Source organism: Erysipelothrix amsterdamensis, from assembly GCF_940143175.1.
GTDB lineage: Bacteria > Bacillota_I > Bacilli_A > Erysipelotrichales > Erysipelotrichaceae > Erysipelothrix > Erysipelothrix amsterdamensis.
The window spans coordinates 405,556-428,948 of sequence record NZ_OW659496.1 but is presented as its reverse complement, the minus strand read 5'-3'; the positions used below and the strand labels follow the sequence as shown (position 1 = coordinate 428,948).

The window sequence follows — 23,393 nt, the reverse complement described above, 5'->3', positions numbered from 1 at the left end:
AAAAGATACCACCCCAGCAAGGTGATGTCAAATATTAAATGCTTCATGAGCGAATAAAAGCATAATCCTTTATATATATACCCCCTGTGGTATAATGGTTTTGTAATAATAAGAGGTGAACTATGATGTTTAATGAAGCATTACAGAAACTTAAGTCACCGAGGTCGTTGATGAAACTTGCGTTATTTTCGATTTTCTTTCTCGCAATCTATACGCTTATTGATTCCTTCAACCTCAGTTACCGTGAGATGATACTTGAATATGGTATGTATCTCGTTATTATCAATGTATTTATAAATCTATTAATGGCACTTCTCAGTGGCCTCTTAATGGTTTTAAATACTATTATGGTAGATCTTAAAGGTATCGAAAGTAAAGGTGCAAATCTCAGCTTTGTATCCATTCTATTCGGAATTCTTACCTACGGATGTACCCCTTGTGTTATTGCATTTTTCGCAAACATCGGAATTGCCTTCTCAGTCATGGCCCTTCCGTTAGCCGGACTTCCGTACAAATTACTTTCATTAGTACTAATCCTTCTCGGACTTGTCTGGACACGTTATGAAATCAATAATACAACATGTAAAATAAAAGCACCTACTGCATAGGTGCTTTTATTTTATTGTATCTCGTTATCGAGACTTAACGATGAGATTGATTGCATCTTGAACGCGTTCATGATCACGACCCGATTCATCGACACAATCCAGTAGATTGTCTACTGCAATCAGTTTAATAATACGATCAACGCTTGATCGTACAGCCGTTAATTGAACCAAGACATCTTGACAGCTCTCGCCTTCTTCAAGCATACGCGTAACACCTCGTATTTGTCCTTCAGCTCGTTTTAAACGGTTTAATAATTGTTTTTCACATGTCATTGTGACATCGCTCCCTTATAAATCGACATACCACCCATTACATTCACAACTTGAAATCCTTGAGCCGAAAGAAAACGAGATGCTTCTTGAGAACGCTGACCGGTTAGACAAATTATATGATACATCTTGTCCTTCGAAAGTTTCGTATACTGATCCGCCAATTCACCAAGTGGAATATTAAGTGCGCCTTTAATATGACCACTTTCAAACTCCCACACATCCCGAACATCAATGATATTCAAACTTTCGTTACGATTTAACTGTGACTCTAATTCTGGGGTCATAATAGTTTTATACATACTGATACCCTTCCTAAAAAATATAATGTGGCATCGGCCACATTATATCATATCTTTACAATTATATTTTACTGTCTAAGTATTTTTCAAGTGCTTGTTTTGGTTGGAATCCACTGATTTTTTCAACAGGTTCGCCATCCTTAAACAAGATCATTGTTGGTATACTCATAACATTAAATTCCGTTGCAGTTTGGCGGTTTTCATCAATATCTAGTTTCGCAACTTTGATTTTACCTTCATATTTTTCTGCAAGTTCATCAATTACAGGTGCAAGCATTTTACATGGTCCACACCACTCAGCGAAGAAGTCTACAAATACGAGTCCCTCTGAAGTTTGTTCTTTAAAGTCTTTATCTGTTATATGTAATGCCATAATTGTTACACTCCTTTTGGTTATTTACCTTATGACTCTATTATACCCCCTACGGTATAATAGTAAAGTGATTTGCATAAAAAAAGACAATCTTTTTAAAAATTGTCCCGATTCTTATTCATTGTGGTCCTCTAGATCATTAAAGCGTTGTAAGTCTTTTTCTTCGACAAGTACAAAGAAGAGATCCCCTTCACGCACTTTATATTCTGGACTCACAAGAATTTGAAACTCTTGATTATTATCACACTTCATACCAAGAATATTAAATCCATACTCTTGACGAAGGTTTAAGTCGTTAATGCTTTTACCATACCATGATGAAAGTGCATGAATCTCGACAATATTGTATCGATCATCAATTCTCAAGGCATCTATTACACTATGTTTCGCAATTTCATTTGCCAGTCGTTTACCCATTTCAACTTCGGGTAACACGACACGGTCAGCACCCACTTTTTTCAAAACTTCATAGTAATCCATATTTTTTGTTTTCACAATAACATGCTTACACCCAAGCTTCTTAAGGTTCAGAACACCTAAGATTGTGGATTCCAAACGTTCTCCCGACGCTATAATAGCGATATCCGCATTCGCGACATCCGCAGCTTCGAGTTGTTCAAGTTTGGTGAAGTCAGCTTGAACAGCATGCTCCACTAAATTCGCTACTTCTTCAACACGTTCCATTTTCGAATCCATCGCAATAACATCAACTTTATGTCGCGCTAATGTTTTCGCAATCGATGCTCCAAATAATCCAAGCCCTAAGATAGCAACAGTTTTATTTGTCATTATTTCGCTCCTTTATCCGATTAAGACATTCCCTTCAGGGTAACGAATTAACGGTTCTTTCTTTTCTGCACGGCCACCAAACGAGAGGAAGAATGTTAATAATCCAATACGTCCAGCAAACATTAATACGATTAATACAATTTTACCAATCACAGTAAGATTTGGTGTAAGGCCCATTGTAAGACCTACAGTACCAAAACACGAGAATACTTCTACCAGCACATACTCAATACCGTAACGTTCAGGTATCGTTTCTGTTATCAGAAGTATGAGTGAAGCAAGTAAGACCATAATAATCCCAGCAAATACAATTAAGAGCGCCTTCTCTACTTTTTCATGAGAGATGGATCGATTCTTAAAGTGTGTTTGTTCATCTCTTAACTTGGCACGAACAAAGAGTACAATGGTAGCTACGGTCGTAACTTTAACACCACCACCGGTTGAACCCGCTGAAGCACCAATAAACATTAAGAGAATTGTAACAAAAATACCCATTGACGAAACCGTCGCATAGTTAACATTCGCATAACCTGCCGTACGCGGGGTAATCGCCATAAACAGATAATTTATAAGTTGCATATGGAATGGTAAATCCGCAAAGGTTCCATTGCGACTTTCACTTAACCAAAAGAGTAAAAAACTTACGCCTAAGATTGACAGTGTTGTAATCAGTGTAATTTTGGTATGCATAAGTAATTTACGATTCCGTCGATATGATAACACATCACGCCAGACGATAAACCCTAAGCCACCCACGACTATAAGTCCACCAATTGTGAGAATCACAAGTGGATTTTGAGTAAATCCTTCTAAACTATCCCCAAATAAATCAAATCCAGCATTACAAAATGCGGAAATACTGTGGAAAACAGAGAAATATAAACCTTTTAATAAACCAAACCTTGGAATAAAATCAATTGCCAAAAGTCCAGCTCCAATTGCTTGAATCGTAAGCGAAAATCGAATAATATATCGAATTAAGAACTGTGCATCCGATAAGCTATCCGTATTTATGGCTTCACGAACAATCAAACGTTGACGTAAGTTTAAACGTTTTCCTATAAAGACAAAAAACATCACGATAATTGACATGAACCCAAGTCCACCAATTTCAATTAAAGTAATGATCACCGTTTTTCCAAAATAGTTCCAATGTTCTGCGGTATTAAGCGTAACCTGACCGGTCACACATACTGCAGATGTCGCTGTAAATAATGCATCCAAAAAGTTTGTTGCATGGCCACTTTGACTTGATATTGGTAAAGACAACAAGGTCGCACCAACAAGAATTGTTAGTGCGAAACCAAGTGCAATATATTGAGGAATTGTAAGTTTTTTAAATTTACGATTCATTTTTTCAACCTCAACCTCGATAATGAACGCATAAGAGCAAGTTGAGCACGTTTTAAATCAAGCCCATCTTCATAATCTTTCTTTTCATTCAGACGCTTTTCAGCACGAATTCGTGCTTGTTCAGCCCGATGGAAATCAATTTCTGCTTCGCTCTCAATTGTAGCAACTAAAAGCGTTCCTTGATTGTTTTCAAACGTAAACAATCCTTCCGAAACCGCGAAGTTTTCTTTTCCATCTTTCGATTTTGTATACATTGTTCCAATTTCAATTGGCAATACAATTGCCATATGTTCTTGGAGCACCGTGCGTTGTCCGTCAGAAGTTGGGAGTGTGATGGATTCCACATCAACACTCCGGTATGCTCCCTCTGGTGTAACTATTTTTAGATTAAACATTTTCTTTTGTTACGCCTGCCTTGCGGTAAACGTCATCGATTGTAGATGCAAACAAGAATGCTTGTTCTGGTAAGTGATCCACTTCACCCTCTAAAATCGCTTTAAAGCTACGGATTGTGTCAGCAATTGGCACATAAGAACCCGGAATCCCGGAGAACGTTTCCGCAACGAAGAACGGTTGGGACAAGAAGTTACGGATCCTACGCGCACGGTTAACCGTTAACTTATCATCTTCACTTAATTCGTCCATACCTAAGATTGCAATAATATCTTGTAAGTCTTTATAACGTTGCAAGATTTTTTGAACTTCTGTCGCAACATAAACATGCTCTGCACCAACAACATCTTCTGATAGAAGATTACTGCTGGATTCAAGTGGATCAACCGCTGGGTAAATCCCTAGAGCTGCAATATTACGATCCAACACTGTTTTCGCATCTAAGTGCGTAAATGTAATGGCAGCAGCAGGGTCCGTAAGGTCATCCGCTGGAACATAAATCGCTTGAATTGATGTAATTGATCCTGATTTTGTTGAAGTGATGCGTTCTTGTAATTGACCCATTTCTGTAGCAAGTGTTGGTTGATAACCAACAGCAGATGGCATACGACCAAGTAAAGCCGAAACCTCTGAACCTGCTTGCGTAAATCGGAAAATATTATCAATGAATAATAAAACATCCTGTTTGTTTTGATCACGGAAGTTTTCAGCCATCGTTAGAGCGGATAATGCAACGCGCATACGTGCTCCAGGTGATTCATTCATTTGACCATAAACAAGTACAGTATTTTCAAGAACTTTAGCGTCCTTCATTTCGTGATATAGATCATTTCCTTCACGAGTACGTTCACCAACACCCGCAACAACAGAAAGACCACTGTGTTCAATTGCGATATTGTGAATTAATTCTTGCATTAGAACAGTTTTACCAACACCCGCTCCACCAAAAAGGCCAATTTTTCCACCTTGTGGGTACGGACAGAGTAAATCAATAACTTTGATACCTGTTTCTAACACAGTATTTGTAGTTTGTTGATCTTTAAAGGGTGGTGCCTCACGATGAATTTCATGCATCTCAACACCTTCTGTGCTGAATGTTTGTTCATCGATTGGTTCTCCCAATACATTAAACATGCGGCCTAAAATTTCTTTTCCGACCGGAACTTTGATCGCAAATCCTGTATCCTCAACTTCGAGTCCACGAGACAAGCCATCGGTAGGACCCATTGAGATACAACGCGCTAAATCATTACCAATATGTTGTGACACTTCAAGAGTGACATCCATTGATTCATGTTTTACTTTTAGAGCATTGTATAGTTTTGGCATGTGCTCTTTTTCAAAGCGAACATCCACAACAGGACCTACAATTTGTACGATACGACCTTTCATCTAAGAAACCTCCATTCCAGAAACAATTTCTGATATTTCTTGTGTGATTGCCTCTTGACGCACTCGATTATACTTGCGGCCAAGATCGTCAATCATATCTTGAGCACTATCAGTTGCTTTTTCCATGGCAATCCGACGTGTTGTATGTTCACTAACTTTTGAAGTTAGATATGTAAATTTAACGAGACTCATCAGTGATTGTTTAATCATCATTTCCGATGCTTCTTCAAAGCTTGGTTCATAGATGACATCATCACGACGACCACTTGATTTTGTATTCAAAATATGAAGTTTAAACTCGAGGGTCATCGCATTTTCATACTCGGGTATGATAGCGACAATTTGATGTGTTGATACAAACGGATTAATCGTTTTAATAATATCGTGCAGTTCAATACGTTCACTTGATACCTCAGGATTAATGATGTTTACACCGCGTGTTTGTAAAAAATCGTAGGCTTGTGCACCAAGACTAATAACCATGTCCTCTTCACGATAAACTTCTAACAGTTTCCGTGCTAAACCTTGAGTATATGCTGAACATAATCCAAGATCTGGCATTACGACAAGATAAAGTCGTGGTGTATCATCAATAATTGCTTCATCAAAATGAATAAATTGTTCTGAAACTTTAGTAACAGCTTCATAGTAATCTTTGAACTCACTCATCTGGTCACGATAGCGTTGTAGTTTACTTAAGGAAACAAGTTTCATCGCCTTAGTAATTTTTTGAGTTGAAGTTATGGATTTTATACGTTTTTTTATACCTGAAGTATTAGGCATGATGCGCCGCCTTAAAATCACTTATTTCTTCATCAATAATTGTTTTCAAATCTTCAATTAACGCATCATCCAAGACATAGTCTTTTTTAATACGTTCGAGTACATCTGCATGTGTTTGAACAAAACGACCATGTAAGTGTTTCTCAAACGCTAAAACTTCTTTAACCTCTAATTGGTCAAGATAGCCATATTTGTTTAAGAACATACTAATAATCATCAACTCATGTGGTGTCTTTGTAAGCGCACCTTGTTTAAGAAGCTCGGTTAAACGACGACCATGGTCAATCGTTTTTTGCGTTGCTTCATCAATATCTGAACTAAATTGAGCAAAACTCAATAATTCATGATACGTTGCAAGTTCAAGTTTTAGTGACGATGCTACATGTTTCATTGCTTTAGTTTGTGCTGCTGATCCTACACGGGATACAGACATTCCACTATCTACGGCAGGACGAACACCACTGTTGAATGAATCAAGGTTTAAGAATAATTGACCATCTGTAATTGAAATTACATTTGTAGGGATATAAGCTGAAATATCACCTGCTTGCGTTTCAATAATTGGTAACGCAGTCATTGAACCGCCGCCGTAATTTTCATTAAGTTTAGCAGAACGTTCGAGTAAGCGTGAGTGAAGATAGAAAACATCCCCAGGATACGCTTCACGACCTGCTGGTCTTCTTAATAGCAATGAAATGGTTCGATAAGCAACCGCATGTTTCGAAAGATCATCATAGACAATAAGGACATCTTCGCCATTATCCATCCAATGCTCTCCAATTGCACATCCTGTATAAGGTGCAAGATATTGCAGTGGCGCTAATTCACTTGCAGTACTTGAAACAACAACTGTATAGTCCAATGCATCATGTTCTTTAAGTTTCTCAACAACCATCGCAACCGTCGAAGCTTTTTGTCCAATTGCAACATAGATACACTTCACATTTTGACCTTTTTGATTCAAAATGGCGTTTAAAGCAATACTTGTTTTACCCGTTTGGCGGTCTCCAATAATTAATTCACGTTGACCTTTTCCAATAGGAATCATGGAGTCAACAACTTTAATTCCAGTATGAAGCGGTTCGTGCACTGATTTACGCGTCATAACACCTGGAGCTACACGTTCAATTGGACGTACATCTACAGTTTCAACAGGTCCTTGACCATCAATTGGTTGACCTAATGCATTAACAACACGTCCTAAAAGGGCATCACCAACACCGACTTCGATAATATGGTTTGTACGGTAAACAACATCCCCTTCTTTAACGAGTTTGTCATTCCCTAAAAGTACAACCCCTACTTGGTTTTCTTCTAAGTTTAGAGCTAAACCAAATACTTCATCATTGAAACGGAGCATCTCACCAGATAGAACTTGATCTAAACCACGTACGAAGGCAATACCATCACCGACTTTGAAGACTTTACCAACATCAACATTGGCTTCATCAAATTCGATAGTACTAATTTTTTCCTTTAACATCTGTAAGATGTTTTCAGTTTGGTTACTCATTCTCTAATCCTCCCTGGTTTAAGATTCGATCTAACTTACTTTTAATACTTGTGTCATAAATATCATGGTTGACACGAACCACAAGACCATTAATCAACGAATCGTCAACATGATATGCAATTTCAAAAACACCTTTGTATCGTGCTTTCAAATTATGCATCAATTGGTCTTTTTCGTCCTCAGTTAAAACATTTGGACTTGTAACTTCAACAACATTAAGATGCTTACCTTCTTCAAGGAAATCACGATACTCGCGTACAACACGATTAAAATCGCTCATAAGTTTCGCATCTTGAATCATGCCCAGAAATTTCACTACTTCTTGTGGAAACGATTTTCCCAATTCATTCCATACTGGCATCAACGCATTCTGATCTAAAAACGTTGCTCCCATAATACGATTAAATTCTTCATCGTTTAAAAATTCTTGAAAGGTTCGTAACGATTCATAGAATTCGAGCGGTTTACTTGTTTCAACCCCTACTTGATAAAGTGCTTCTGCGTAGACTTTAGTGCTTATAATCATAAGCATTCATTTCCTTCGCAAGATCATCCATCATCTTCGTATTATTAAGTGCTGTATCTTGTAAAACCTTACGGTTTACATCTACTGCAACTTCAAGCATGTACTGTTGAACTTCTGTATAAAGTTTTTTCTTTTCTAATTCATATTCTTTTTGCAATGCAGTCTGACGACGATCGATTTCTACCTGAGCAGACGCGATAATATCTTTACGTTTTGCTTCAGCATCGGTCATCATGTCACCTTCAATTTTTTTCAGGCGCTCCATTGCGACAACATACTCATGACGTTGTTCTTCTTTAAGTTTTCTTGATTCTAGCTTAAGTGCTTCTGCTTCTTTTACTTCGCTCTCAATTAATTCCGAACGTTTTTCTAAGTATTCTTGAACAGGTTCGTGTAAATATTTTTTATACATCAAAAATATTACGAATGTAGCACCAAGCTGAGCTGCCATCGTCAAGAGATTTGGCATTAACTTTTGTGCAATATCGATAGTCATAGAACCCTCCTAATATCTTACTTAAATACAAAGATTAACAAGAATGAAATTAACATACCATAAATAGCAGCTGTTTCAGCAATACCAGCACCAAGAATTAACATAGCACGGATTTTACTTTCTGCTTCTGGATTTTTACCAACTGCTTCAACAGCTTTTGCCGCTGCATAACCTTGTCCAATTGTTGAGAAAATCCCTGTCATAACTGCTAAAGCAGCAGCAATCGCTACTAACCCTCTACCAACACTAACTGTATCCATTTTAAATCCTCCTTATTCTGAATACTCGACAGCAATTAAAATTGATGTCAATGAAATAAATATAAATGCCTGCAAAAATGCAGAAAATAAATCAAAATATAAATGCAATACTGGGGCTACAATTACACCCATAAAGTTGAATCCACCAATTACTGGAACAAAACTACTTACCCACGCTGTAAACGTATAGAGTAATGTCATAATGACCGTTCCCGATAATACGTTCCCAAATAAACGTAATGACAAACTAATTAACGGTGCAACTGTACCGAAGAAGTTTGGAATCACAAACGGGAAGAATGGCTCAAAGAAACCTTTGATATAACCCTTGGCACCATTCGCGTCAATCTTTGCAATTTGGATGAGAACAAACGTTATAATTGCGAGAACGAGTGTAACACTATAGTTACTTGTCGGTGCTTCTAATCCCGTTAAACCCATCATATTTGCTAAGAGAATGTAAATAAACACACTCCCAATGTACGCCGCCATGCGCTTCCCATGTTTTTCACCCATGTTCTGCACAGTAAACGTAGTTATGGTTTGAACATAAAGAACTGCTTTAAGTGCTAATCCTTTCGGACGTTCCTCAAGCGTTAAATCTTTAAGCTTTGTACCAATAACATAAAACAAGGCGGAGACAGCAACTGTTAAGATCAAGACTGAATAGAGTTCACTCTGTACCATGCTTATTCTCCTTTGTAAATAATCCCGACATAAATAATATGAGTCGATCAATCAAATACGATGCCGCTAATGCATACGGGTTAATTGCATTAGGAAACATAAATGCAAGCAAGAGTGGTAACCATAAAATAACAAATACAAATATGATGTACCTTACATATTTACCTACAGTAAACTGATCTTCATCGAGAATAATCGCATAAAATTTTTCTCTGAAAAATCCTAGCGTTAATAGACATGCCCAGCCAATGAGCCAACCAAGAGTCATTCGCCAATCAAAGAACATCAGAATCATTGCCACAATCGCAATCACACCAACTTTAATTTTCTTTGCCATAAGCACCTCCATAATCTCAAAAAAACCCCGTTTTGTTCGCATCCACTTTCTGTAAAAAAAGTTAGACATTCATAACGGGTTATCGACTCCTTCATTCAACACTGTGAATACGGGTAAATCGTAACACATTGAAGGTTATTTTTCAATGAATAATGCACGGTAGAATGTACCACGGCTCTGAAATAAAAGGCTTAAATATGCCCCTATATAAATAGGATAGGAAAACCGACTTTTTGACCCTCAAATTTAACACAAACTTAACAATTTTAAGTTGTACTTTTATTGTTTCGCGATAAAACAACACTTAAAAGTTAAAAAAACTGTAATCACCTCGAGCAGATGACTACAGTTTTGCGTTACTAATTCGTTTGCGAGAGCGGAATCATCGAAAGTTGTACACGTTGTTTTGCAGCATCTACATCAACAACCCATACCTTTACAACATCACCCACCGCCACAACATCCGTTGGATGCTTAACAAATTGATCACTCAATTTAGAAATATGAACCAATCCATCTTGTTTTACGCCGATATCTACAAATGCCCCAAAGTCGACGACATTACGTACGGTACCGTTAAGTTCCATACCCGATTTCAAATCTTCCATTGTTAGAACATCAGAGCGTAAAAGCGGACCACTCATCTCATCACGCATATCTCGTCCGGGGGCGATCAACGCTTTAAGAATATCACTGAGTGTCTCTTTACCTAAATCGTATTTCTCCGATAATTCATTGATTGATAACGACTCTAAGTGTTTTCGTGTCGCTTCCGTCCCTAAATCTTTTAATGCAATTCCCTCATCACTTAAAAGTTGTTTCGTAATGACATAGGTTTCAGGATGAATTCCTGTGTTATCTAAAATGTTTTTTCCTTTAGGAATGCGAAGGAATCCAATCGCTTGCTCAAAGGATTTCGGTCCTAAACGGGGAACTTTTTTGATTTTTGTACGCGAATCAAAAGAGCCATGTTCCTCACGGTACGATACAATATTTTGCGCTGTTGTTTTCGTTAATCCCGCAACATGTTCGAGTAATTGTGGACTCGCCGTATTCACATCCACACCGACTTGGTTAACTGCAGTTTCAACCACAAAATCTAACTGGTTCGATAAGTTCTTTTGACTCACATCATGTTGATATTGGCCAACACCAACAGACTTTGGATCAATTTTAACAAGTTCCGCCAATGGATCCTGAATTCTACGAGCAATACTTACAGCAGAACGTTGTTCAACCTGAAGATCTGGGAATTCTTTACGAGCAATATCACTTGCGGAATAGACAGATGCGCCCGCTTCATTAACAATCAGATAGAACGTCTTAGTTTTCACATTCTTAAGGTTCTCCGCAACAAAAACTTCAGACTCACGACTTGCGGTACCATTACCAATCGCAACCATATCAACCTGATATTTTTCTATGAGATTAACAAAAATTTGTGCAGCTTCACGCTGTTTATGCGCTGGTGCAGGATTATGTGGATAAATAACATCAATTGCTAGAACTTTACCAGTTTCATCAACGATAGCAAGCTTACATCCTGTACGATAAGCAGGATCAAATCCCATAACTGTACGCCCTTTTAAAGGTGCTTGCAATAACAAATTCCTGAGGTTTTCACCAAAAATCGAAATTGCTTGTTTATCAGCTTCTTCTGTTAACATATTGCGCACTTCACGTTCAATTGCAGGTTTTATAAATCGCTTATAACTATCCTCGTATGCATCTCGAACCACTTGAACGGTTGGAGAATCAGTTTTATTCGCAATGATTTGATGATCCAGATAACGCATGATTTTGGTTTCATCTACAACAATATCAACTTTAATGACACCCTCTTTTTCTGCACGATTCACTGCTAAAACGCGGTGAGAAGCAGCATTTTTAACGGGTTGTGTAAATTCATAATACATCTCATAGACATGACGTTCATCTTTCGATTCATCTTTGAGTGCTGTTGTTAAAACACCTGTTTTAATCGTAAAATCACGAATCCATTCACGAAATGAAGCTTCATCTCCAACACGTTCCGCAATAATTTCATGAACGCCTTGATACACCTCTTCAAGCGTATTTAAGTCAAATTCATCGCTTAAATACGGTGTTCCATGTGTTTCATCGTTAAAATCGTAAGGACAAGACAACACGTAATCTGCTAACGGTTCTAAGCCCTTTTCTTTCGCAATGGTCGCCTTCGTACGACGTTTTTGCTTATAAGGACGGTATAAATCTTCAACTTTTTGAAGTACCGTCGCTTTACCGATTTCCAATGCTAAATCATCGGTTAACTTTCCTTGCTCATCAATAAGACGTAACACTTCCTCTTTACGAGTTTCTAATGATTCAAGATAGCGATGACGCTCTTCAATTTCACGAATTTGCACTTCGTCCAGTGTTCCCGTAACCTCTTTACGATAACGTGCGATAAAAGGCACTGTATTACCATCTGCTAATAATTTTAAAACCGCATCAATTTGATGCGGACCGTACTCTTTTAGTTCTTTCTTGAGTAAATCAACTATATTTTTTTCCATTTAATTTCCTCACTTCTCCCCCCTATTTTAACACACCTTAATCAAAATAAAAAAGTGTGTATCACGCTTTTGAAAATTCGGCTAATAAGCCTTCATACACAACCTCAAACGCTTCAACTTTCGTGAAATCATAAGGATGCACAAGATAATTAGGGGTTTCCCAAAACACAAGATTCGCTTGTTCCATAACCTCCGCGACAAACTCTGAGCAATAATATCCGTTTTCACGCGCGATACGACGATTAAACGCCGCACCAACAAGCCCAACAAAGTTATAGTGGTATGCATCCATATTATCCACAAACACTCCAACATTCGCTTTTAAAAGCGCATATGTCTCCGACTCAACATCAAGTTTGAGCACCAAACAGCGTGTATTCTTAAAACGTTTAAACGTTCCATCATAAAAACTCTCTTTCACAAACCCTCCCCAAAAAGGATTGTGAGGTTGTTTACGACCGAAACTATACAACGTATGCAATGAAGCATCAAATGATATTGAAACATGATTATAAGGAGCACCTGTAACCATCTTAATAATCCGAGTTAAAAGACTCCCTGTATCACTTAACACAATGTAAACTTCTTTATGTTCCACAATTCACCTCAAATATTAATGAGAATATTATAGCACAACTTCTAACGCAATCCAGTTACCTTGCCATCAACGTAATCCATATCCACAGCATTCGGATGTTTCGGTAAACCTGGCATTGTTAAAATATTACCTAATAGAACAACTACAAAGCCCGCACCAGCAGCTAAACGGACATCACGTACATGAACAGAGAAGTTTGATGGTGCATTAAGTTTTTTGGGGTCATCACTAAAAGAGGTTTGTGTCTTCGCAATACAGATTGGTAATCCACTTGGGTATCGGGATTCAATCTCCTTAAGTTTCTCAAGTGCACCATCCGAATACGACACAGAATCCGCACGATAAATCTCTTGAGCCACTGTATTGATTTCTTGTTTAAGATCATTCACCAGTGGGTATAACGGCTTGTAGTTAGAGGGTTTTTGACACATTTCAATCACAGCACGTCCCAATGCCTCGCCGCCTTTCCCTCCTTCTGAAAACACATTCGTTAAAATGACTTCACATCCAAGTTTTTCACCCAACTGAATTAAATATTCTACTTCTGCGTCTGTATCCGATTCAAATTGATTAATTGCAATCACAACATTATCCGAAAACTTTTTTAAATTCTCAAAGTGTTGAATTAAATTTTTGGACCCTTCTTTTAGGGCCAGAACATTTTCAATATCCAATTCCGAAAGCGATGCACCTCCATTATATTTAAGTGCACGAATAGTCGCGACTAAAACTGTGGCATCTGGAACAAGATTGGCACTACGACACTTGATGTCATAAAACTTTTCAGCACCAAGATCAGCACCGAATCCCGCTTCTGTGACAACATAGTCGCTTAATTTGAGAGCCATTCGTGTCGCAATCACCGAATTACAACCATGTGCAATATTCGCAAACGGTCCACCATGAATCAATGCAGGCGTATTTTCAGTTGTTTGAACTAAATTAGGTTTCATTGCATCTTTTAAAAGCAAGGCCATGGCACCCACCGCATCAAAATCTTGTGCAGTCAACATATCTCCTTCAAATGTATAACCCACTACAATACGACTTAAACGTTGTTTCAAGTCATCCATATTTTCAGCTAAACATAAAATCGCCATAATCTCTGACGCTACCGTAATATCAAAAGAGGTTCTGTGTGAAACACGTTTTCCAACAATCTCCAATTCACGCAACGAGCGATCATTCATATCCATCACGCGATGCCATACAATGCGATCAGGATCAATCCCCATTTCATTTCCATGATAGATATGGTTATCGATTAATGCCGCAAGAAGATTGTGTGCCGAGGTAATTGCATGGAAATCACCCGTGAAATGAAGATTAATATCATCCATCGGTACAACTTGAGCATAACCCCCTCCAGTTGCCCCACCTTTCATACCAAAACAAGGGCCTAAAGAAGGTTCACGAAGTGCACTTATTGCAGATACCCCTAAACGGTTTAAAGCCATCGAAAGACCAATATTTACCGTAGTTTTCCCTTCGCCAGCTGGTGTAGGGTTAATGGCAGTCACAAGAATTAACTTCCCTTTCTCAGGACGTTCCATAAGATCAAGCGAAAGCTTTGCTTTACTTTGACCGTAAGGTTCAACCAAACTCGCAGCTACACCCAGTTTTTCTGCCACGGATTGGACCGGCAACTTATTTATTGATTCTGATATTTCTACATCTGTTTTCATAACATTCCTCCTAAAATTTAAGAAAGCATAGGATACCTATGCTTTGGTTAATCGTGATTTATAAGGCTTCATGTAATCCAAAACCTTTTTCAGTACAAAAATCTTAATGGGAAGCATGACTAAAGATTTCGTTACGCGAATTGGTATCATCGCTAGATAACTCTTACCAAGAATCAAACTTAACCAATACGTATTCAATAACAAATTAATCGCAATTGTATTAAAAAGTGCAATCCCAATAATAATAGACCAGCCGCAATCTGAATCTTTCAATAAACCATACATCGCTCCAATAATAAACGCAGATAGCGTAAACCCTGGAAAATAGGCACCGCCTTGTGGAAACAGCATCGCTCCTAAGACATCAGCCAGAACAGCGGCCACCCCACCAAATAACCAACCATATAAATACCCAGCAATTGCCATAGGTACAAAGGTAAAACTAATCTTAACAATAGGTGTTGGTACTGCTAAAAACCGCGAAACAACGATTTGGAGCACCACAAACATCGCAAGATGTGTAAGCTTTCGTGTATTCATCATAAATTCCTCTTTTCTTTGTCAAGCAAAAAGAAAAGGTCTCGCAACGGACGCAATAACACACCGCGCTTTCGCTTCGTCATACAGCAACTTCCCATCTGTATGCACTTAACGCGTGTCATTTACTTTGCTTGATAAATTAAGAATACCAAGACTGCCCTCATAAATCAACTTATGTTACTATATACTCAAATGAGGAGTATGTACTATGAAAAAAACAAACGCAATGCGCATCCTTGATCAAAAGAAAATAGTGTATCAAATGCGCGAATATCAAAGTGATGGCGTCAATATTGATGGCATCACCGTTGCTCGACAAATTGAAGAATCTGTCGAACGAGTCTTTAAAACCATTGTCTTACATAATGGAAACAGTTACTATGTCGCTTTAATTCCCGTAGCGGATCATATCGATCTCAAAGCTTGTGCCAAAGGACTGGGTGTTAAAAAGCTCGAATTGCTCCATGTAAAAGAGCTCTTTGATTTAACCGGCTATGTACGCGGCGGTTGTTCACCAATTGGTATGAAAAAACAGTTTCCAACTATTATCGATGAGACCTGCTTGCTCTTTGATACGATCATTTTTTCGGGAGGACGCATCGGTACACAAATTGAAATGAAACCTGAAACCTTGATTGACCTCATCGACGCGAAAACTGACGCCATTACCGCTGTTTGAGAACCCATAAAAACATTAATCACTTAGACGATTTAATCAAAAAAAGTAAACAGCATGAATGCATGTTTACTTTTTTAATGCGATTTTTTTATATTTAGTTCGATAAATCCTGCTCAACATAAACAGTACGGGTTGGAAATGGAAGTGAAATATCATGCGCTTCAAGTGCATAAATAATAACACGTCGCAGATCTCGCTCTACCGCCCAATTCTTACCAACATACGTTTTACAGGTAATTCGGATATTCAACGAACTCTCCTCATACTCTGTAACACCCTGTACAACAGGAGTCTGCATTATTGATCCCGGGTTTTGATAGTGTTTTACCGTATCATTTAAAATTTCTAAAATCGTATCCAAATCTTTGTCATAAGGAACGGGCACATTGACGACCGCAAACATAAACTCTTTCGACATATTTGTAACCATTTTAATCTCACCATTTGGAATGATATAGACCTTACCATCCGTACCATTGCGTAAACGAGTCGTCCGGAGTGTGATATCTTCCACTGTGCCAGTAACATCTGATAATGAAACTACATCTCCAACATTAAATTGATTTTCAGATAGAATAAAAAATCCGTTAATGACATCCTTTACAAGTTGTTGGGCCCCAAACCCTACCGCAACACTCCCAATACTTGTAACTGCAAGAATCGGTTTTGTATCCAATCCAATCGTCTCCAAGATGATAATAAACGCTATAAAATACACAACATAAACAAGTGTTCTAGAAATTATTGGGTAGACCGTACGTTGTTGTTTTCCAAGTGGTACTTTGTTCTCAATTTTAATTAAACTTTTACGGATGACTCGAACAATCACAAACACAATTAGTAGTGTTAATGCAATACTTATCAAACGTAAAACAAGTGGTGTTTCAAAAAACAATATTATCTTTTCCATAAACTTCAACTCCCTTTAAATAGTTTACCAAGGTTTCGTTTCCAATACAATTCAAAAAGAAACACCTTAGTGTTTCTTAATCTTGAATGTCTTCTGATTTTTCTTCATCTTTTAGTGATGAATTATGGTCATGATTCCGCTCGATATGGTCATGAATAAATTTCTCTTCACGTTCGTCAATTTTCTCATTCGTCTTTTCAAGAATGGAAATAAGACGGTGTTTTCCTTGAACAGGTAGCGTATCATCACGGACAACATAATTAATACAATATCCAAAAAAGACAACCCACGCAATTATCCAACCAGAAATTAATAGAATCATCATCGATGCAAGTGGACCGTAAATGGTTTGGTAATTTGAGTATTGATTAATATACACAAAGAACAATCGCCCTAATAAAATTAAGACAATTGAAGTAATGGCAGAACCCCAAATTACATCACGGAATCGTGTGTATTTAAACGATAACAATCGATAGAAGAAAACAAAGAAAAATGTAATGACTATCGGTGTCGTAAATTTATTGATAAATGGGACATACCCGATCAGAATACCAAAAGCCATAATCCCTAATACGATCATAATAAAGTAGATACAGGCTAAAATTCTTAAAAAGAAATGATTGATGTTGACGCCATCTTGTTCACTGCTTAAAAGAAGAAATGAATAAATACTTTTTGACGCAACCCAAATTGAAACGCCCAACAATGAAATAATCAACCATAAATTCGATAAATCTGAAGTTTGAATATAGTCCACAAAAGGTAGAATTAAATCTGCGGGTACGTATCGCTGTAAGAGTTGGATAATCTGTGATACGTCGTAAACATACGTCCCTACAAATACAACCGATATAATGATAAACGGTGCAATACCAACAATAATTGAATACGCCAAAGCATATGTAAAGAGTGTCCCCTCGTTTGAAGACATCATTTCCATAACTGTTTGGATTTTTTTAACGAATTTTTTCATGCACCACTTCTCCTTATACCAATGTAACAAAAAGACTGGAATAATTCCAGTCTAAATGATTTTTTCGAAGAATGCGTTAACCTTTGATGGATTTGTATCAACTAATACCTCTCCCCCAGCAATGAGTACAGGCGTAGCCATAACACCATGTTCTAATGCTATAGATTTAAAACGTTCGGGATCATCTTCACGTTTCACCACTTCAATATGTTCTGCATATTTATTACGAAGTCCCAACTCTAAGAAGTTTTTTAGTGCCATACATTTAGGACAATTATCCTGTGTTAACATCATTATTTTTGTCATTATCGTGTAATCCTTTCTTTATCAAAGAAGAAGTCATCATCATGTAATGACTCCGATTTCATTTTTTGATAACCATTTCCCTTCATTGAGAAGTTATCCATCGTTTTTGTTTCTGTGTTTAAGCCATTAAGTACAACTGGGTTTACTTCTTCGTATTCATAATAAGCATCAAAACCAAGATTCATCATTGCTTTATTTGCATTATAACGAACAAAGATCTTCACATCGTGTGATAACTCTACGGGATCGTAAATCGCTTCAATCAGCTCAACTTCTTCCTCATAGATTGCATCTAAATAAGTTGTAAGCCATTCGTAAAGCGATGCTTGTGTTTCCGCATCAAACTTACGATACAACTCCATCGCTAAGTTACCAATATAGAGTCCATGGATACTCTCATCACGTAATATTAAATTAATGATTTCCCCAGCTTGCATCAATTTACCTTGACCATAGAAATAAAGTGGATAGTAGAAACCGCTATAGAAAAGACATGACTCCAAGAATACACTTGCAACCATCGCTTTCCATTGCGCTACATCAAACTCAAAATCATCTACTGGATCGCCTAAATCAGCATATTGCTTACGATAAGTAAGGCGATCTAAGTTTTCATAATAACCAATGATTAACGCGAGAATATTTTGCATATTCTTATTTTGTTCACCCCATCGGTAAAGATCATCAATTTCTTCATTTTTCATGTAAGTCATAAAAATATTTGAATAACTTTTCGCATGAACTGCATTTTCCATCGCAGCCATAAAGTTCAATACCGACTTACGTTGATGATACTTATGGTCAATCGAACGCGATACCACCGGCATTCCGATATCACCTTGATAGGTATCTAAGAAGGTAAGGACCAATAAGTTTCGGCCATATGCCAGTTTCACATCTTCAGGCAAGCTTGCCCATAGATTTAAATCTGGCTGAAGACTAATATCTTCCGGTCTCCAGAACTGGCTTAAATTTTGTTCGTAAAACGTTTGTGTAAAATTATCTTCATGTTCATTCCAATTCGCACCATCGTATTCACGATCTGCTTTGATCTCATTAATTTGCTTCAACATCATCGTTCGCCTCCTCCTTAAACTGCACAACTTTCACATTCATCAATTCTTAGTTTTTGTGTTCGTGTATAGTACAACGTCTTAATCCCTTGGTAATGTGCATAGAGATAATAACGTTGAAGACTACGCGTCGTTTCATCTGAAGTGATGCACAGTTCAAACGAAATTCCTTGATCAACATGCTTTTGAGCCGTTGCAATGACGTCAATGATCTTATACTTATCCATTTGGTATGCCGATTCATACATAAACCCAGCAACATCTGCAGCAGGCATTGGGAAGTATGTTTTTGAGTTTCCATAAGTACGTTCTTCCACAACTTGTTTAATCGGTGTTAATGAAGGGGTTGCACTCATCACATATGCAATCGATCCATTGGGAGCAACCGCAAGACGATTAGAGTTATATAAACCATAAGTCATCACATCTTCTTTTAATTGTGTCCAGTCTTCATCCGTTGGGATTTCCACATCTACCAGAAGTCCCTTCACGACTTCAGTTTTGGGTAATACTTGACCTCGATCGTTGAAATAACTGCCATCTGCATAAGAACTGCGCTCGAAACCGTAGAATTTCTCTCCCGTTTCTTTTGCTTTTTCCATTGAATGAACAAGACTGTAATAATTAATCAAACTAAAGAATACATCAATTAAATCGATATCTTCCTCACTTCCGTAAGCAATAAAGTTTTCCGCAATATAACCATGGTGACCCATGACTCCAAAACCAACACTACGCATAATGCGGTTTGCACGTGCTACGGCAGGAACATGCGCAATATTTGTTTTCTCAGAAACAGAATTCATAATTTCCATCGCTGCAAATACAGTTTCTTTAATTGAGTTGTTTTTAATCATATTACCCATATGACCGCTGGCAAGGTTACATGAAATGTCTAAGCCAATTTCATCTTCGTCACGACGGTGGTAATCACCGTAATGGGATACGATTGACGGTTGTAAGATTTCGGTACATAGATTTGAAAATTTGATGGGATCTGCAAGTGGATTCTCTTTATTTACGTTATCTGCATACATTATGTAAGGATAACCTGATTCACCTTGTAATTGCGCAATCATATCAAACAATTTACGTGGATTGATTTTACGCTTACGTACATTAGGATTCTCAACCAATTTGTCGTACCATTCATCCATTTTAATCGCAACATCTGAGAATGGAATACCATACTCTTTATATACAGTATGAGGATAGAAGACATACATGTCTTTATCTTCGCGTGCTAATTCAATCATTTTATCCGGCATTACAACACCCATTGACAATGTTTTAACGCGTACGTCATCATCAGCATTTAATTTTTTTGTTTGTAAGAAATCTTCAATATCGGCATGGAATACGTTGAGATAAACAGCACCAGCACCTTGACGTTGACCCATTTGATCAGCATATCGGAACGCATTATCTAAAAGCTTCGCTACCCCGACAACACCTTTCGCGACATTAGGAATATCTTTAATGGATTCACCCTTAGCACGTAAATTTGTAAGGTTGATTGAAACACCGCCTCCTAATTTCGAAAGTTGCATTGCAAACTCTTGAACCCGTGCAATATCATTGAGCGAGTCATCCACTTCGAGTAGGAAACACGATACAAACTCACCCCGTTTTTTCTTACCTGTGTTTAAAAGTGTGGGCGTAGCGGGTGTAAAGTCTTGAGCAATTAACGATGTAATCAATTTTTTCGCTAATTCAAAATCACCATTTGCGTGGTAAAGCGCAATGACTGAAAGGCGGTCTTCATATCGTTCTAAAAATACACGTTCCGCATCAATCGACTTTAGAGCATAATCATTATAGAACTTAAATGCACCCATGTATGTTGGGAAACGAAATTTCGCATCATATGCGATATCATATACCGCTTGGATTTGATCAAACGTATACTTTTCTAAAAATTCTGTTTCATAGTAATCATTGGTTGTAAGATATTCGAGTTTTTCTTCCAAAGAGTGAAAAAACTGAGTTTTCTTATTGATTTCGTTTAAGAAGTACGAACGTACTGCCTCTTTATCTTTATTTAAATCTTTAATATTACCGTCGCCATCAACAATTTGATTATTCAGAATTACCCATTCTGGAATTTGATTTGATTTATTTTGTACTGTCATTTGTTTGTCCTCCCCTTATAAGATTCTATCCACTGTTGAACAAGCTCCACATCTTTTGTGAATCCTGATCCTTCAAACTTTAATACAAGTTCAATGTTATATTCATTATGAATTTTATCGCCTGCTGCACCGAAGTTTGTGCCCCAATTGCGATTGCCACCTACCGCAAGGCCAATAACCTTAGCGGATTCGTGTTCTAAAAATACTTTGGTCTCTTCCGTTACCTTTCCGAAATCCCAAGATCGGGTTACTAGAAAGACGTCTTCATCTGTCGGTTCATAGTCTAAGATATCAATACAAGGAACACCAAGTTTTTCCGCAAATCGTTGACATTGTCCTGTTAAACTGTCAAAAACTACAATCACATCGTCACATCCTTTCGAACTAATTTCATTTAAACATAACCCTCCTCGAAATTCTTGAGTATTGCATGAAATTACAACGAAATTCCAAAATGTAAACTTGAAAGATAAATTAATTAACGATTAACGTTGTTAGTAACTTTGTTTTTCATTTCTCATGCTTTTTTAAAAGTTTTTCTATTTTAACTGTTGACACCTGAAATGGAACTAAAACTACTGTTTTGAAACCGCTTTAATTTGCTGCACGACCGTTCGTGCAAAAGTCCCTATGGAACTGAAAAGCACAGATAGGTATGATAAAGGCGAGCAAAGGAAAGAGAGGTGACTCAATGAATACATTAATGGATTGTATTATTGAAATCCCAGAAAAACTAGAACAATTACGTGATCAACGAGATGTGATTACAACCGCAATGAAACATGCTGCAAATGGAGATACTGTACGCAAAGTTGTGGTTGTAGGATCGGGTTCATCATACAATACGGCATTCACCACAAAACCATTTGCGGAATCGACATGCCAAATTGAAGTTGAATTAATGTACCCCAGTATATTTGTTGAACACTACAACGTAGAGTTATGTGATCAAAACGCACTCTATATCTTCATCTCACAAGGAGGCCAAACAAAACTTGTGTATGAAGCGATACAACGTGCAAATCAATTAGGACTTAAAACCGTATCAATTACTGAGTCGCTTGATACACCGATAGCGAAAGCTGCTCAAACGGCACTTGAAATGGGAAGCGGCAAAGAACAATTTATGTTTAGAACTCTTGGGTTCTCAACCACCTGTACGGTTCTTTATCTAATCTATTTGTCACTTGGCGTTTTAAACAAACAGATTGACCCCACACAATCTGATGTGATTTTAGATGATTTAAATGTGATGATTCAAGAACTCCCCCACATTCGTGAAGCATCAAACATTTATTATCATGCCAACAAGCACTATTTTTCCAAAACTGATACCTATATCTTTTCGGGTCCGGGTGCCTTATGGCCCATCGCTCAAGAAGCAGATATTAAATTCATGGAAATGCTACCCTGTCTTACCAATAGTTTCGAGCTTGAAGAATTGATTCATGGTCCTCAAAACATGTTTACTAGTGACCAAGGATTCTTCTTACTTGCTCATCATGAAAAAGATCTACAAAAAAGCAGGAAGATTCAAAAATTTATAACACAGGAAGTTCATGCCCGCTGTATAATTGTCTCAAATACAAACGAAGACGATTTCAACATCAACACGAATTCCATGTATTTTTATCCACTTGCTTACATGACTTTCTTCCAAGTGCTCGCATACCACATTGCTACACAACGTGGCCGCGACCTAACAAAAACGATGTACCCACAACTAACGGAATACATTAATAAAACACTTGAAACAAAGACTCCCTAAAGCAGACACATTGCTTTACACTCAAAATCGTACACAGTATCGGGTCTCATTACTGAAGTTTGTTTAAATCGAAAACGATACAACTGATGACTTTGAGAGCAATCCCA

The 23,393-nt window shown here is 37.6% G+C and carries 27 protein-coding genes and 1 riboswitch; of the genes, 3 read left to right on the top strand and 24 right to left on the bottom strand.

The genetic code is table 11. The features are described from left to right. The first annotated feature begins 122 nt into the window (after positions 1–122). Positions 123–608, top strand: coding sequence for a hypothetical protein (locus NMG63_RS02020; protein WP_254007321.1), 486 nt, complete (start codon positions 123–125; stop codon positions 606–608). A 24-nt stretch (positions 609–632) separates the two neighbouring features. Here the strand turns inward: NMG63_RS02020 and NMG63_RS02015 are convergent, their stop codons facing one another. The 18 genes from NMG63_RS02015 to NMG63_RS01930 all read right to left on the bottom strand — a co-directional run bounded on the left by NMG63_RS02015 (position 633) and on the right by NMG63_RS01930 (position 15,445). Beyond that, a complete protein-coding gene (locus NMG63_RS02015) occupies positions 633–881 on the bottom strand; it encodes a metal-sensitive transcriptional regulator (protein ID WP_003775485.1) in 249 nt (82 codons plus the stop codon). Next, the gene (locus NMG63_RS02010) at positions 878–1,180 is read right to left on the bottom strand and encodes a rhodanese-like domain-containing protein (RefSeq protein WP_254007320.1); all 303 of its coding nucleotides are present in this window, start codon (positions 1,178–1,180) and stop codon (positions 878–880) included. Before NMG63_RS02010 ends, NMG63_RS02015 begins: the two co-directional genes overlap by 4 nt. Positions 1,181–1,241: 61 nt before the next feature. Beyond that, positions 1,242–1,553 carry a thioredoxin gene (gene trxA / locus NMG63_RS02005; protein ID WP_003775489.1) on the bottom strand — a complete coding sequence of 104 codons (312 nt, stop codon included), beginning with the start codon at positions 1,551–1,553 and terminating at the stop codon, positions 1,242–1,244. Between the two features lie 114 nt (positions 1,554–1,667). Further along, positions 1,668–2,342, bottom strand: a complete 675-nt coding sequence (locus NMG63_RS02000) for a potassium channel family protein (RefSeq protein ID WP_123171800.1) — start codon at positions 2,340–2,342, stop codon at positions 1,668–1,670. 12 nt (positions 2,343–2,354) lie between these two features. Continuing rightward, complete coding sequence (locus tag NMG63_RS01995) at positions 2,355–3,695, bottom strand: TrkH family potassium uptake protein (protein ID WP_254007319.1); 1,341 nt, start codon at positions 3,693–3,695, stop codon at positions 2,355–2,357. Then, entirely contained in the window at positions 3,692–4,090 is a 399-nt protein-coding gene (atpC, locus tag NMG63_RS01990) for an ATP synthase F1 subunit epsilon (protein ID WP_254007318.1), read from the bottom strand. Before atpC ends, NMG63_RS01995 begins: the two co-directional genes overlap by 4 nt. Beyond that, positions 4,083–5,480: a F0F1 ATP synthase subunit beta gene (gene atpD / locus NMG63_RS01985; protein ID WP_254007317.1), complete on the bottom strand. Its 1,398-nt coding sequence runs from the start codon at positions 5,478–5,480 to the stop codon at positions 4,083–4,085. The genes atpC and atpD overlap by 8 nt, the downstream gene beginning before the upstream one ends. Further along, entirely contained in the window at positions 5,481–6,263 is a 783-nt protein-coding gene (locus tag NMG63_RS01980; protein ID WP_254007316.1) for a F0F1 ATP synthase subunit gamma, read from the bottom strand. Then, positions 6,256–7,776 (bottom strand): F0F1 ATP synthase subunit alpha, encoded by a 1,521-nt coding sequence (gene atpA, locus NMG63_RS01975; protein WP_254007315.1) that lies wholly within the window; start codon positions 7,774–7,776, stop codon positions 6,256–6,258. The genes NMG63_RS01980 and atpA overlap by 8 nt, the downstream gene beginning before the upstream one ends. Continuing rightward, on the bottom strand, positions 7,769–8,302 hold the full coding sequence (atpH, locus tag NMG63_RS01970; RefSeq protein ID WP_254007314.1) for an ATP synthase F1 subunit delta: 534 nt from the start codon (positions 8,300–8,302) through the stop codon (positions 7,769–7,771). The genes atpA and atpH overlap by 8 nt, the downstream gene beginning before the upstream one ends. Further along, positions 8,286–8,798 (bottom strand): F0F1 ATP synthase subunit B, encoded by a 513-nt coding sequence (locus NMG63_RS01965; RefSeq protein ID WP_254007313.1) that lies wholly within the window; start codon positions 8,796–8,798, stop codon positions 8,286–8,288. The genes atpH and NMG63_RS01965 overlap by 17 nt, the downstream gene beginning before the upstream one ends. Positions 8,799–8,815: 17 nt before the next feature. Next, positions 8,816–9,058: an ATP synthase F0 subunit C gene (gene atpE, locus NMG63_RS01960; protein WP_003775506.1), complete on the bottom strand. Its 243-nt coding sequence runs from the start codon at positions 9,056–9,058 to the stop codon at positions 8,816–8,818. Positions 9,059–9,070: 12 nt separating this feature from the next. Then, entirely contained in the window at positions 9,071–9,745 is a 675-nt protein-coding gene (locus NMG63_RS01955) for a F0F1 ATP synthase subunit A (protein ID WP_254007312.1), read from the bottom strand. Then, positions 9,732–10,082, bottom strand: coding sequence for a hypothetical protein (locus tag NMG63_RS01950; RefSeq protein ID WP_013852633.1), 351 nt, complete (start codon positions 10,080–10,082; stop codon positions 9,732–9,734). Before NMG63_RS01950 ends, NMG63_RS01955 begins: the two co-directional genes overlap by 14 nt. Before the next feature lie 359 nt (positions 10,083–10,441). Beyond that, on the bottom strand, positions 10,442–12,619 hold the full coding sequence (locus NMG63_RS01945) for a Tex family protein (RefSeq protein WP_254007311.1): 2,178 nt from the start codon (positions 12,617–12,619) through the stop codon (positions 10,442–10,444). Positions 12,620–12,680: 61 nt separating this feature from the next. Further along, entirely contained in the window at positions 12,681–13,217 is a 537-nt protein-coding gene (locus tag NMG63_RS01940; RefSeq protein ID WP_254007310.1) for a hypothetical protein, read from the bottom strand. A gap of 41 nt (positions 13,218–13,258) precedes the next feature. Next, on the bottom strand, positions 13,259–14,902 hold the full coding sequence (locus NMG63_RS01935; protein ID WP_254007309.1) for a formate--tetrahydrofolate ligase: 1,644 nt from the start codon (positions 14,900–14,902) through the stop codon (positions 13,259–13,261). 36 nt (positions 14,903–14,938) lie between these two features. Next, complete coding sequence (locus NMG63_RS01930; protein ID WP_254007308.1) at positions 14,939–15,445, bottom strand: folate family ECF transporter S component; 507 nt, start codon at positions 15,443–15,445, stop codon at positions 14,939–14,941. A 39-nt stretch (positions 15,446–15,484) separates the two neighbouring features. Further along, a riboswitch (THF riboswitch) is annotated at positions 15,485–15,574 on the bottom strand. Between the two features lie 76 nt (positions 15,575–15,650). On the opposite strand from NMG63_RS01930, the gene ybaK reads away from it, so the two are divergent. Continuing rightward, a complete protein-coding gene (gene ybaK, locus NMG63_RS01925) occupies positions 15,651–16,121 on the top strand; it encodes a Cys-tRNA(Pro) deacylase (protein ID WP_254007307.1) in 471 nt (156 codons plus the stop codon). Positions 16,122–16,215: 94 nt separating this feature from the next. On the opposite strand, the gene NMG63_RS01920 is transcribed toward ybaK, so the two are convergent. The 6 genes from NMG63_RS01920 to nrdI all read right to left on the bottom strand — a co-directional run bounded on the left by NMG63_RS01920 (position 16,216) and on the right by nrdI (position 21,883). After that, the gene (locus NMG63_RS01920) at positions 16,216–17,031 is read right to left on the bottom strand and encodes a mechanosensitive ion channel family protein (protein ID WP_254007306.1); all 816 of its coding nucleotides are present in this window, start codon (positions 17,029–17,031) and stop codon (positions 16,216–16,218) included. A gap of 76 nt (positions 17,032–17,107) precedes the next feature. Further along, positions 17,108–18,007: a YihY/virulence factor BrkB family protein gene (locus tag NMG63_RS01915; protein WP_254007305.1), complete on the bottom strand. Its 900-nt coding sequence runs from the start codon at positions 18,005–18,007 to the stop codon at positions 17,108–17,110. Between the two features lie 51 nt (positions 18,008–18,058). Beyond that, on the bottom strand, positions 18,059–18,313 hold the full coding sequence (locus NMG63_RS01910) for a glutaredoxin family protein (protein WP_254007304.1): 255 nt from the start codon (positions 18,311–18,313) through the stop codon (positions 18,059–18,061). Then, positions 18,313–19,389 (bottom strand): class 1b ribonucleoside-diphosphate reductase subunit beta, encoded by a 1,077-nt coding sequence (nrdF, locus tag NMG63_RS01905; RefSeq protein WP_254007303.1) that lies wholly within the window; start codon positions 19,387–19,389, stop codon positions 18,313–18,315. The genes NMG63_RS01910 and nrdF overlap by 1 nt, the downstream gene beginning before the upstream one ends. A 14-nt stretch (positions 19,390–19,403) precedes the next feature. Next, positions 19,404–21,518, bottom strand: coding sequence for a class 1b ribonucleoside-diphosphate reductase subunit alpha (gene nrdE, locus NMG63_RS01900; protein WP_254007302.1), 2,115 nt, complete (start codon positions 21,516–21,518; stop codon positions 19,404–19,406). Further along, a complete protein-coding gene (gene nrdI, locus NMG63_RS01895) occupies positions 21,515–21,883 on the bottom strand; it encodes a class Ib ribonucleoside-diphosphate reductase assembly flavoprotein NrdI (protein WP_254007301.1) in 369 nt (122 codons plus the stop codon). The genes nrdE and nrdI overlap by 4 nt, the downstream gene beginning before the upstream one ends. A 326-nt stretch (positions 21,884–22,209) precedes the next feature. Here nrdI and NMG63_RS01890 point away from each other — a divergent pair, with 326 nt between their 5' ends. After that, positions 22,210–23,286 (top strand): SIS domain-containing protein, encoded by a 1,077-nt coding sequence (locus NMG63_RS01890; protein WP_254007300.1) that lies wholly within the window; start codon positions 22,210–22,212, stop codon positions 23,284–23,286. Positions 23,287–23,393: the final 107 nt, after the last annotated feature.